We start from the raw sequence: 11478 nt of genomic DNA on the forward strand, positions 1-11478 counted from the left end.
TCCAATAAGGAGGGTGTGGCGTGAAACGGAAAAATCGCTGGTATTTGCTTGGGCTGCTTCCTTTCGTCGTCATGGTTGCCCTGTTCCAGCTGGTGCCGATCGTGTCGATGGTAACGGGAAGCGTCCGCCCGGAGGACGGCGCCGGTATGACGTTCGGGTATTACGCCCGAATTTTTCAAAGCGATTATTATCTTAAAGCCATTCAGAACAGTTTGTTGATATCGGTCTTCTCGAGCGTGATCGGGATCGTCGTCGGATTGGCGTGCGCCTATTCCGTGACACGGTTCGCGCCGAGGATGAGAGACCGTCTGATCATGGTGTCCAATATGACTTCGAATTTCGCCGGCGTGCCGCTCGCCTTCGCGTACATTATCCTGCTGGGCAGCAACGGGGTTTTTACCTTGCTCTTTAAGCAGTGGGGCTGGGACGTGTTCGCCGGTTTCAACTTATATAGCTGGTCGGGGCTGGTCCTGGTGTATGTGTATTTTCAGGTTCCCCTGGCTTTATTGCTGCTGTACCCTTCGTTTTACGGGATTCGGGAGCAGTGGAAGGAAGCGGCGTCCCTGCTGGGCGCGAGCCATTGGCAGTTTTGGAGAACGATCGGGATTCCGGTACTGATGCCGGCCGTGTTCGGCACGCTTGGGATCTTATTCGCCAATGCGATGGGCGCTTACGCGACGGCTTACGCCCTCGTCGGCAGCAATTTCAACTTGCTCGCCGTGCGGATCGGGAACTTGGTCTCGGGCGACGTCGTGACCGAGCCGCAGCTGGGGAATGCGCTGGCGGTCATTCTAGGCCTGTCGACGCTGCTGGCGGTGTACCTGAACCATAAGATGACCCAGCGTTTGCACCGGTTCCAACCCGGTTCGGCGGAGCGGAAGGTCCGCAGCCGGCGGAAATGGCCGAAGCTGAAGTCGCCTGCGCTGAAGGAGGAATTGTGATGCAGACGCCAAGCAAGAAGGCGGGCTGGGCTCCGCGTTCCCTGATGCTGCTGATGATGGTTTACTTGCTCCTTCCCCTGCTGGCGACGATGATTTACGCGTTCGCGGAGGAATGGCAAGCCACGATCTTGCCGGAAAGCTGGACGCTGGAATGGTTCGGCGGGATGTTTCAGGATGCGCGTTTTCTGGACGCGTTGTGGAAATCGCTGTACCTTTGCGCGATCAGCATCGTGCTAAGCCTGGCCGTCATGCTGCCGGCCGTGTTCATCATTACGGTCTATTTGCCCCGGCTGGAGAGCTTCATGAAAGGGATCGTCGTGCTCCCTTATGCCGTGCCGGGCGTCGTCGCCGCGGTCGGGCTGATCCGCGCGTATTCCTTCGGCCCGATGAACATTTCGGGGACCGCCTACATTTTGATCGGCGCCTATTTCATCATCGTCCTGCCTTACATGTATCAGGGCATCCGCAACAGCCTGTTGACCGTATCGGCGCCGGAGCTGCTGAATGCTGCGGAGGTGCTGGGCGCCGGCCGCATGCGGGCGTTCGTGAGCGTGATTTTGCCGAACATCTGGCCGGGCGTGGTGACGTCGACGCTGCTGTCTTTTTCCGTCCTTTTTGGCGAATTTGTCATGACGAACATGCTGGTGGGGGGACACATTCAGACCATCCAGGTGTATCTGTCCCGGCGGATGAACGAAAGCGGGCATTTGGCCAGCGCGATCGCGATTTCGTATTTCTTGTTTATCCTGGCGTTGTCCATGATCTTAATGAAACTCGGCAAAAAAGTGAACAGGGGGATTTCGGAATGAAGCCATATCTGAAGCTGGAGGGAATCCGCAAGCAGTTCGGAACGACGACGGTATTGAACCAAGTGAATTTGGATATCCGCGAAGGGGAGCTGGTCACGCTGCTAGGTCCTTCGGGTTGCGGAAAAAGCACGCTGCTGCGCTGCATCGCCGGCCTGACGGAGATCGACGAGGGGCAGATCTGGCTCGACGACAAGGATATCGTCAATCTGCCTCCCCGCAGCCGGGAGATCGGCATGGTGTTCCAATCGTACGCCTTGTTCCCGAATTTGACGGTCCGCGAAAATATCGAATACGGCATGCGGATGCGAGGGGCGGCTAAAGAAACCCGCCGTCAGAGATCCGGCGAACTGCTGGAGCTCATCGATTTGGCCGACAAGCGGGACGCTTATCCCGCACAACTGTCGGGGGGACAACAGCAGCGGGTGGCGCTCGCCCGTTCTCTCGCCGTCCGCCCGAAGGTGCTGCTGCTGGATGAGCCGCTGAGCGCGCTCGATGCGAAGATCCGCAAAAATCTGCGTACGGAAATCCGCGAAATCCAGAAGCAATTCAACATGACCACGATCTTCGTTACGCACGATCAGGAAGAAGCGTTAACCTTATCCGATCGGGTCTGTTTGATGAATCAGGGGAATATCGTACAGCAAGGGACGCCGGAGGAGTTGTATGCCAAGCCATCCACGGAGTTCGTCGCCCGGTTCATGGGCAGCTACAACGTGTTGACGCGGGCCGAGGCGCTGCGGCTGTTCGGCACGGTCCCTGGCGATGGGGAGAGCTATGCCATCCGGCCGGAGGCGCTCTCGCTTGCCGGACAGGATCAAGAGGCTGACCCGGCCCATGCGGGCAAATCCATCGTGGAGGGGACCGTGCATTCGGCGTCGATCCTCGGCAACGTCATCCGTTACGCCATCGATGCTGCCGGGATCCGCCTGACGGTGGATGCGCTGAACGACGGGCGTTCCCGGCGATTGGAGGAGAACCGCAAGGTCGCTCTGGCTTTCGATCTTGCGCAGTTGCTGCAACTGGAGAAGGAAGGGGCATAAAGCAAGTTGTCGATTTCATCCGAGGAACGCAAACGGGTCATCATGGAGCAGTTGAAGCAGGAAGGACAGGTGAAGGTTCCCGATCTATCGCATCGGTTTACCGTATCGGAGGAGACCGTCCGCCGCGACCTGATCCTGCTGGAGAAAGAAGGCTTGGCCAAAAGAGTGTACGGCGGCGCGGTCCTGACCAAGCTGACCAGCTACGAACCGCCGTATTTGCAACGCCAGAAGGTCAAAGCCGAGGAAAAGGAGCGGATCGGACGCGCTGCCGCCGAACTGATCGAATCCGGCGATACGATCGCCATCGATATCGGCACGACGACGCTGGAGATGGCCAAGGCGATTGCGGGCCGGGAGCGGCTCACGATCCTGACGAACTCGCTGGCCGTGGCCTATCACTTAATGGAGTCGCTGAACGGAGGAAGGTTTTCCGGGAAGATTTTCGTGGTGGGCGGGGAATTGAATCCGGAGCAGCAGTCCATGTCGGGGACGATCGGCGAAAGCATCCTGTCGCAATTCCGGGTCGACAAGGCGTTTATCTCCATCGGAGGGATGTCCTTGGAACGGGGAATCAGCGACTATGACGTCGACGAAACGGGCATGTCGCGCCGGATGATCGAGGCGGCCTCCCGCACGATCGTGCTGGCCGACGCCTCCAAGCTGGGCAAGGAAGCGTTCGTGGAGATCGCGCCGCTCGGCAAGGTTCACGCGATCGTCAGCGACGCCGCCGCGCCGAAGGAATGGCTGCAAGCGCTTCGCAGCCATCGCATCCAATGGATTGAAGCGACCAATTAAAGGGGGAGAAACGAATGTCATCAGCAGAAGCAGAAGCAGAAGCCAAGAAGCTCGTCGTCGTTGTACTTGACGGGTTAAGATATGATGCCGCCCGCAAGTATCTCGGGTATATGGAGCATCTCGTGGAGCAGGGAGAGGCGGCCTGCTATCAAGTGCAGTCGCAGCTTCCGAGCCTGTCGCGCCCGCTCTATGAGGTGTTGCTGACCGGTACGCCGGTGGCCAGAAACGGCATTACGGCCAATCACATCGCGCGGCTGAGCCGGGAGCAAAGCGTGTTCCATCTTGCCGTAGCCGCTGGATTAAGAACGGCCGCCGCCGCGTACCATTGGGTCGGCGAACTGTACAACCGGGCGCCGTTTAACCCGGTGACCGACCGGCATCAGCATGAGGTGAGCCAGCCGATTCAACACGGAATCTTTTATTTCGAGGACCACTATCCGGACAGCCACCTGTTCCTCGATGCGGAACATTTGCGCACGGCGTACGATCCGCATTTTCTCTATATCCATTCGATGAACATCGACGATATGGGGCATAAGCACGGCGGGGAGAGCAAGCAGTACGAAGGCGCCGTCCGCGCGGCGGACGGGATGCTGGCTACGCTGGTGCCGCTTTGGAGATCGCAAGGGTACGAAATCATCGTTACGTCCGATCACGGCATGAATGCGATGGGCCAGCATGGAGGCACCGAGCCGGAGGAGCGGAACGTTCCGCTGTATGTTTTTGGCGAGTTACCGATCCCGTCAACGCCGCTTCAGGGCGATCAAGGCCTGTCCCAGCTCTTTCTGGCCCCGCTGATGTGCCATTATCTTGGGATCAAGCCTTCCGAGGCCATGGTGAAATGGGAATAGAGAAGGAGGGAGTTTGCGGGTGAAGGTTGACATGCATTTTCATCTGGAAGAAGGCCCGTATTCCTTGCGCTGGCTATCGCGTACTTTGCAAGGGTTGGCTGCGACCGATCCGGGACCGGATCCGGCGCTGGGGCATCATACGATCGAGTATGCCGAAGAAATGAATAAGCTGTTGTCCCGGCGTATGGAGCAGGGAGCATATAGCGAGGAATGGTTGGACCGTTACCTGACCCGGGGGCGTGAACGGGGCATCCAGGAGTTTGGCGTCGTCGATCATTTGTATCGGTTCCGGGAGTGCCGTCCGTACTACGAGAAGCATATGCTGCTGGACGACAGCCGGGTTGGCAAGCTGCAGCGGACCTGGCTGGACCAGGTTTGCGTAGCTTCGATCGACGATTTCGTCGGCTTCGTTACGGAGGCCAAGAAGACGCGGCCGGATTTGGCTCTCGGCATCGAAGCGGATTTCTTCCCCGGGTGCGAAGCGGAGCTCCGCGATATCCTGACAGGCTACGATTGGGATTACGTGATCGGCTCGGTGCATTTCCTGGATGGCTGGGGGTTCGACAATCCGGAGGCGAAAACCGGCTTCGACGGCCGGGATCCCGTACAAACCTACGCGGATTATTACGAATTGCTGCGTCAAGCCAGCGTCTCGGGGTTGTTCCAGATTATCGCCCATCCGGATAACCTGAAGGTGTTTGGCTTCCGGCCGGCCAATGAGAAGAAGCTGCTGCCGTACTACCGGAGCATCGCCAAAGATATGGCGCGAAGCGGCGTCGCCACGGAGATCAATACCGGCCTCGCGTACCGCTATCCCATTGCCGAGAGCTGCCCGAGTCCATTGTTCCTGTCCGTATTGGCCCATTACGGGGTTCCGCTGACGTTATCCTCGGACGCCCACTTCCCGGACGATATCGGCACCCTGCTTGACACGGCTTTGGCCGATGCGATCAAGCTCGGGTACAAGGAGCTGGCGGTGTTCCGGGACGGGAAGCGGCGGATGGTGCCGATCTTCGCGAATCGCGCGGCCGCCAAGTAATTCGGATTCGGAGGGGCTAGCCTGCATAGAACGGCGCTTTTCCGCGCAAGTTACCTTAAAAATAGGGAGGAGCGTGCGTCATGCAGCAGGATTACGAATTTACAGATTTGGAGAATGAGGGGCCGTTGGTTCAGGAGATTCGGAAGCTCGAGGAGAAGATCGAGCAATCCATCGGGGAGAAGGTCAACCTGATCGCGTACTCCGAGAAAAAAGAGGAACCGAATCGCTAAACCAACCTGCGGCCGGGAGGATCAGTTTATCCCACGCGGTTCATGCGGTCTGCGATAGCCTCGTTACCTCAGAACGCCCCTAGGGGCGTTCTTTTTTTGCCATGCCTTCGTTTACGACAGTGAAACCAATAGATTGGATTTGATGTATTATGAAGTAAAGACCATCTGGAGGAGGGACGAAAGTGGGAATCTTGTCGAGGTTTCGGGACGTGATGCGGTCGAATCTTTCCGCAATGCTGGAGCGTTCGGAGGATCCGGCTAAGACGGTGGAGGAATACCTGCGTCAATTGAGGTTGGATGTAGGGCAGGTCAAGGCGGAGACGACGGCGGTGCAGGCGGAGGAGGACCGGGCGAAGCGCGCGCTGGACGAATGCGTCGAGGAGGTCCGGAAGTTGCAGCGGTACGCGGAGAAAGCGGTGGAATCGGACGACGAATCCGCCGCGCTGAAGTTTTTGGAACGGAAGGCGAAGCAGGCGGAGCGGATGAATGGGCTGCAGATGGCTTATGACCAAGCGGCGGATAACTCGTCCAAAATGAAGCAGATGCAGGAGAAACTCGTCTCCGATCTGCAGCAGCTGGAAGCCCGGCAAGCCGTGCTGAAGGGCAAGCTGGCGGAGGCCGCCGCGCTGAGCCGGGCGCAGGCTTCCGGCGGAACGGAAACGGCTCTTCGCGAGCTGGAGGCCAAGGCTGACCTAGCGCTGAACGAAGCGCTGGCTTTGGCCGAGCTGCGAGCCGGTTCGCAGGAAGACGATTTGGACGCCGTCTTCGCGGAGCTGGAGAAGGGCAACGCAGCGGGGACAAAACCGGGGGAAGCCCTCGCATCTACGCCTGAGGACGAACTGACCGCGCTCAAAGCGAAAATAAACAAGCAAGATTCCTGAACGCGAATTTGGGATGGATGGAGGTGAACGAATTGCCGGTCATTGAATACAAATGTCCGAGCTGCGGCAGCGGCATGACGTTCGATAGTACGACGGGCAAGTTATCCTGCCCAAGCTGCGGCCGTAAGGACAATATCGAGCAAATTCCCGACCCGCTCAAGCAAGAGGTGTTTGCGGAGGACGAGGTCCGGGAATACCATTGCGAAAGCTGCGGCGCGGTGATCGTGACAGAGCCGGAGACCAGCGCGACGACCTGCAGCTTCTGCGGCTCCGCCGTGGCGCTGAGCGATCGTTTGACCGGGAAGCTGGCCCCGCAGCTAGTGATCCCTTTTGCCATCAGCAAGGACGAAGCGATGGCTGCCTTCAAGAAGTGGTGCCGGAAAGGGCTGCTCACGCCCCGCGGCTTCATGACCGCGGACCGCATCCAGGGCATCACCGGGATGTACGTGCCGTTCTGGTTGTACGATTTACTGAATAATGTCGATGTTCGCGGCCAAGGGACCCAGGTAAGAAGCTATAGAAGCGGCGATTATCAATATACGGAGACGGATTACTACGAATTTTATCGGAGAATTCGGCTCAATTATGTGCGGCTGCCGATCGATGCCTCGGCGAAAATGGACGATCGGCTGATGGATAAGCTGGAGCCTTTTCCTTACGAACAATTAAAGACGTTTAAGACGCCTTACCTCGCCGGATACATCGCCGAAAAGTTTAACTATACCAGCGATCAGCTTACCTCGAGAGCCCGGGAAAAAATCATGCCTTATATCGAATCTTATATTTCTTCGACCGTTTCCGAGTATTCTACGGTAAGTTATGCCGACAAACAGATCGATACGACCGTCAAGCGGGCCAATTACACGCTGCTGCCGGTGTGGATGGTCTATTACAACTACAAGGGGAAGCAGTACACGTTCGCGATGAACGGGCAGTCGGGCAAAGTGGTCGGAAAACCGCCGCTAAGCACAGGGAAAATAGCGGCATGGTTCGCCGGCGTTTCGGCATTATCTTTTCTGGGGTTGAAAATTGCGGCCTGGCTGTGGGGAGGCGTATTCTTATGAACAAGCGAGGGGTTACCCTATGCTCGGCGTTGCTTCTGATTGCCCTAAGTCTGTTGGCCCCGCTGACGGCTTGGGCTGAACAAACTCCGACCGACAAGAAGCTGATCTACGACGAAGCCGATATCTTGTATCCCGAATATATCGAAGATCTAAACGCTTTGGCGAATGAATATGGGCCTAAAAGGGAGACCGACATCATCGTTTTTACGACCGATAATCCCGAAGATGAGGATGTTGTGAAGCTAACCGAGGATTTCTATGATGAGCGGGCTCCGGGGTACGACAGGCCCCATGGCAATGCCGTGATTTTGACGTTGGATATGCGCAACCGCGATTTATATCTGGCCGGGTTTTATAAAGGTGAGAAATACCTGGATGACGGCCGCTTGGACAAAATACGCAACAAGATCGCCTCGCTGTTAACTGCAGGCGATTATCATGGCGCATTCAAAGAATACATACGCACTTCCTACCGGTATATGGGGTACCGACCGTGGGTTAATCCGGATAACCCCCTGTTTGATACTCGTGTTCAACTTCTGATCGCACTCGTCATTGGAGCGTTAGTCGTTGGCGTGATGGCGTTCCGGAGCGGCGGCAGGGTGACGGTGAACAACCGTACCTACGAGGACTCGGGCGACTCCGGCGTCATTTGGCGGCAAGACAACTATCTTCGCACGACCGTAACGAAAACGAAGATCGAGAGCAGCAGCAGCAGTGGAGGCGGCGGTGGCAGCAGTAGCGGAGGCGGTGGCGGCGGAACGACCAGCGGCGGGCACTCGCATAGCGGAAGCCGGGGATCATTTTAACGGAAGGGGCCAGGGAGCCTATGAGCTTTTTCAAAAGCCAATTTGCCAATGTCGTGGAATGGGAAGAATTCCGGGACGACATGATTTTCTGGAAATGGAATAACCGCGAGATCAAAAAAGGGAGTAAATTGATCATTCGTTCGGGGCAGGACGCCGTCTTCATCAATAACGGGAAGATCGAGGGGATTTTCAAGGAGGAAGGCGAATATCACATTGCTTCGGAAATCATCCCGTTCCTGTCCACGCTGAAGGGATTCAAGTTCGGCTTTAACAGCGGCATGCGAGTCGAGGTATTGTTCGTCAATACGAAGGAGTTTACGGTCCGATGGGGTACGCAAAATCCCGTGTTAATCCCTACGCCGCAGCTGCCCGGAGGTATGCCGATTCGCGCGAACGGCACGTTTAATTTCAAGGTCAATGACTACGTAACTTTAATCGACAAGATTGCGGGGGTGAAGCAAAGCTATTTGGTGGAGGACGTCAAGCTTCGGATTACCTCCGTGCTCGACCAGCTGCTGATGAAGTGGATCAGCCGGGAAGGGAAAGACATGTTTAATCTGCAAGCCAACGCCGTGGATATCGCGCGGGGCATTCAGGAAGACCTTGATATGCAGGTGATGGACGACGGGCTGGCGATCACGGGATTTCAGGTCATGAGCTTCAGTTATCCGAAGGAGATCCAGGAGATGATCAACAAGACGGCGTCGCATGAAATGATCGGCAATCTGCCGAAATACCAGCAGGTCAGCATGACCGACGGCCTCGCCTCGGGCAAGGTGCAAGGCGGCGGGGCGGCTTCGGACATGGCGGGCATGATGATGGGAATGAACCTGGCCAAGGAAATGATGAAGAACCTGAATCAAGAACCGGGCCAGGGGAAAGATCAACCGCAGCCGCAGCCGCAAAATTCGAGACCGGGCCAGCCGCCGCAATCCACGGCGCCTTCCTCCGTCGACGCAGGTTCCAAGCGGCCTAACTTCTGCCCGAACTGCGGGGCTAAAAACGTAGGCGCGAACTTTTGCCCGAATTGCGGGGAGAAGCTGGCGTAAGGTAAGGGCAGAGAGACCATGAGTCGAAGAGTGTTCAGGTACTTTGTTTCTGTGGAGAACCAGGAAAAGTGGTTGAACAAGATGGCTGGGGGCAAAACGAAACGCGCATGCAATTCCCCAATTAGCCTCTAATCCAATAAAAAGAGCCCGAACCGCAACGTTTCAGTTGTGAAGTGCACCCCTTAGAATGGACATTGGAAAAACCCCTGGGTATTCCGATGAATTCTAAGGGGTGCATTTTTTATGGCGATTAAAGGTCAAAAGTTCAAGTCATACACGGAGGAACTGAAAATGGAAGCGATCCGCCTTCACATAGAGGATAAGTGGACGTACCGTCAGATCAATGAATATTTGGGGATACAAGATAAAAATCGAATGAAAGTGTGGATGCGGCAATACAGGGAGAAAGGGCAGTTTGGCCTCTTAGATCAAAGGGGAAGACGGAAGAACTACATAGACCAGGATCGGTATGTAAAACAATTGGAACGGGAGAACCGAATGCTAAAAAAGTGTTTGGAAATCTGGATGCGGGAGGTGCAAAGGAAAGGTATGTAATCATTCGCGAGTTAGCGGATGGCTCCAATATTCGCTATCTCTGCGAGTTATTCGACGTTTCTCGTAGCGGATATTACGCCTACCTGAAACGAATGGACATAGATCGGGATCAGGCCTCCAAAAAGTTGGTGAAGGCCGTATATGACCGGTATGAGGGCAAATACGGGTACAGGCAAATTCAACTCTTCTTACTCCAAGACCATCACGTATGGTGGAATCACAAGAAAGTATTGCGCCTTATGCAAGCCTTGGGATTACGCTCAAAGATTCGGCGCAAGCATCGCTGCAACTACTCCTCATCCGTTCAGGGCCGCGTTGCGGAGAACATCTTAAAGCGCGATTTCAACACCCAAGCGCCTAACCAAAAATGGGTGACAGATATTACCCAGTTTCGAGTCTTGGATACATGGATGTACCTCTCCGTGATTAAGGATCTATTCAACAATGAGATCGTTTCCTACCACATGGGCTTACGCAACGACAACCAACTCGTCCTGGAGACGTTTGCTAAGGCCTTTGAAAAGACGAAAGACGTGACTGGATTGATCGTTCACAGCGATCAAGGCTTCCAGTACACGTCCTACGCTTATCATGACATGCTGCAACAGGTTGGCGCCCAAATCAGCATGTCGCGAAGAGGCAATTGTTTGGACAACGCCTCGATGGAGAGCTACTTCTCGCATCTCAAAACGGAAGGGCTCTATCCCTATGATATCCGAACTATGAGCGAGGCACAAAGGCGAATTGAAGAATACATTCATTTTTATAACCATAACCGACCGCAACGAAAGCTAAATAAGCTGCCGCCAGTACAATACCGACGACAGCTTATAGCCTAGGTGTTTTTACAATGTCCACTAAATGGGGTCTTGACCAGTTGCAGCTCGGGCTCTTCTTTTTGGTGGAATGCTGCACTACTTCTCCTCCAACGCTCTTTGCTTCAGCAAATCGCGGATTTCGGCCAGCAGTTCCTCCTCCTTGGAAGGGGCGGGCGGTGTTTCAGGTTTAGGATCCTCTTTTTCCTTGCGCCGCAGCTTGTTGATCCCTTTGACGAACAGGAAGATAGAGAAAGAGACGATAAAGAAGTCGATGACGGTTTGCAGGAAAGCCCCGTATTTCAGCACGGTGTCCCCATATTGAAACTGTAACTCTTTCAAGTTAATACCGCCCGCCAGCAAGCCGACGATCGGCATCAAAATGTCGTTGACCAGGGAGGTCACGATGCTTCCGAAGGCGGCACCGATAATGACCCCGATGGCCAGATCAAGCACGTTCCCTTTCAGCGCAAAGGCTCTGAATTCTTTCCACATGATAGAGTACCTCGCTTTCGGCATATTATTTGCAGTATACCATGAGCGAGCCGGGGGTAGTCCATCGCGAGGAAATATCATGAGCTAGAGTTCGAGTTTACGAGT

The 11478-nt window shown here is 55.5% G+C and carries 13 protein-coding genes and 1 pseudogene; 13 read left to right on the plus strand and 1 reads right to left on the minus strand.

Translation table 11 applies throughout. The features are described from left to right. The first annotated feature begins 20 nt into the window (after positions 1–20). The 13 genes and pseudogenes from MJ257_RS02735 (at position 21) to MJ257_RS02795 (ending at position 10902) form a co-directional block, all read left to right on the plus strand. Positions 21–941, plus strand: coding sequence for an ABC transporter permease (locus tag MJ257_RS02735; RefSeq protein ID WP_240267792.1), 921 nt, complete (start codon positions 21–23; stop codon positions 939–941). Beyond that, on the plus strand, positions 941–1750 hold the full coding sequence (locus MJ257_RS02740; RefSeq protein WP_240267793.1) for an ABC transporter permease: 810 nt from the start codon (positions 941–943) through the stop codon (positions 1748–1750). Before MJ257_RS02735 ends, MJ257_RS02740 begins: the two co-directional genes overlap by 1 nt. Further along, positions 1747–2790: an ABC transporter ATP-binding protein gene (locus MJ257_RS02745; protein WP_240267794.1), complete on the plus strand. Its 1044-nt coding sequence runs from the start codon at positions 1747–1749 to the stop codon at positions 2788–2790. The genes MJ257_RS02740 and MJ257_RS02745 overlap by 4 nt, the downstream gene beginning before the upstream one ends. A gap of 6 nt (positions 2791–2796) precedes the next feature. Further along, a complete protein-coding gene (locus tag MJ257_RS02750; protein WP_240267795.1) occupies positions 2797–3585 on the plus strand; it encodes a DeoR/GlpR family DNA-binding transcription regulator in 789 nt (262 codons plus the stop codon). 14 nt (positions 3586–3599) lie between these two features. After that, complete coding sequence (locus tag MJ257_RS02755; RefSeq protein ID WP_240267796.1) at positions 3600–4436, plus strand: alkaline phosphatase family protein; 837 nt, start codon at positions 3600–3602, stop codon at positions 4434–4436. A 19-nt stretch (positions 4437–4455) separates the two neighbouring features. Continuing rightward, a complete protein-coding gene (locus MJ257_RS02760; RefSeq protein ID WP_240267797.1) occupies positions 4456–5475 on the plus strand; it encodes a PHP domain-containing protein in 1020 nt (339 codons plus the stop codon). 80 nt (positions 5476–5555) lie between these two features. Continuing rightward, a complete protein-coding gene (locus tag MJ257_RS02765; RefSeq protein ID WP_240267798.1) occupies positions 5556–5705 on the plus strand; it encodes a hypothetical protein in 150 nt (49 codons plus the stop codon). 182 nt (positions 5706–5887) lie between these two features. After that, complete coding sequence (locus MJ257_RS02770) at positions 5888–6586, plus strand: PspA/IM30 family protein (RefSeq protein ID WP_240267799.1); 699 nt, start codon at positions 5888–5890, stop codon at positions 6584–6586. Between the two features lie 32 nt (positions 6587–6618). Next, positions 6619–7650: a TFIIB-type zinc ribbon-containing protein gene (locus MJ257_RS02775; protein WP_240267806.1), complete on the plus strand. Its 1032-nt coding sequence runs from the start codon at positions 6619–6621 to the stop codon at positions 7648–7650. Continuing rightward, positions 7647–8459 (plus strand): TPM domain-containing protein, encoded by an 813-nt coding sequence (locus tag MJ257_RS02780; RefSeq protein WP_240267800.1) that lies wholly within the window; start codon positions 7647–7649, stop codon positions 8457–8459. The genes MJ257_RS02775 and MJ257_RS02780 overlap by 4 nt, the downstream gene beginning before the upstream one ends. Positions 8460–8479: 20 nt before the next feature. Beyond that, a complete protein-coding gene (locus MJ257_RS02785) occupies positions 8480–9508 on the plus strand; it encodes an SPFH domain-containing protein (protein ID WP_240267801.1) in 1029 nt (342 codons plus the stop codon). A 291-nt stretch (positions 9509–9799) separates the two neighbouring features. After that, a pseudogene (locus tag MJ257_RS24890) lies at positions 9800–9961 on the plus strand (helix-turn-helix domain-containing protein); the annotation flags it as partial. Next, positions 9892–10902: an IS3 family transposase gene (locus MJ257_RS02795; protein ID WP_240267802.1), complete on the plus strand. Its 1011-nt coding sequence runs from the start codon at positions 9892–9894 to the stop codon at positions 10900–10902. The pseudogene MJ257_RS24890 and the gene MJ257_RS02795, both read left to right, overlap by 70 nt. Before the next feature lie 75 nt (positions 10903–10977). Here the strand turns inward: MJ257_RS02795 and mscL are convergent, their stop codons facing one another. Continuing rightward, complete coding sequence (mscL, locus tag MJ257_RS02800) at positions 10978–11373, minus strand: large conductance mechanosensitive channel protein MscL (RefSeq protein ID WP_240267803.1); 396 nt, start codon at positions 11371–11373, stop codon at positions 10978–10980. Positions 11374–11478: the final 105 nt, after the last annotated feature.

This window comes from Paenibacillus timonensis (assembly GCF_022427145.1).
GTDB lineage: Bacteria > Bacillota > Bacilli > Paenibacillales > Paenibacillaceae > Fontibacillus > Fontibacillus timonensis.

Bases quoted from the DNA above. Each gene is read 5' to 3' on its own strand.
- MJ257_RS02740 (WP_240267793.1), top strand. From the start codon at position 941: ATGCAGACGCCAAGCAAGAAGGCGGGCTGGGCTCCGCGTTCCCTGATG.
- MJ257_RS02745 (WP_240267794.1), top strand. From the start codon at position 1,747: ATGAAGCCATATCTGAAGCTGGAGGGAATCCGCAAGCAGTTCGGAACG.
- MJ257_RS02755 (WP_240267796.1), top strand. From the start codon at position 3,600: ATGTCATCAGCAGAAGCAGAAGCAGAAGCCAAGAAGCTCGTCGTCGTT.
- MJ257_RS02785 (WP_240267801.1), top strand. From the start codon at position 8,480: ATGAGCTTTTTCAAAAGCCAATTTGCCAATGTCGTGGAATGGGAAGAA.
- mscL (WP_240267803.1), bottom strand. From the start codon at position 11,373: ATGTGGAAAGAATTCAGAGCCTTTGCGCTGAAAGGGAACGTGCTTGAT.
- MJ257_RS02780 (WP_240267800.1), top strand. From the start codon at position 7,647: ATGAACAAGCGAGGGGTTACCCTATGCTCGGCGTTGCTTCTGATTGCC.
- MJ257_RS02765 (WP_240267798.1), top strand. From the start codon at position 5,556: ATGCAGCAGGATTACGAATTTACAGATTTGGAGAATGAGGGGCCGTTG.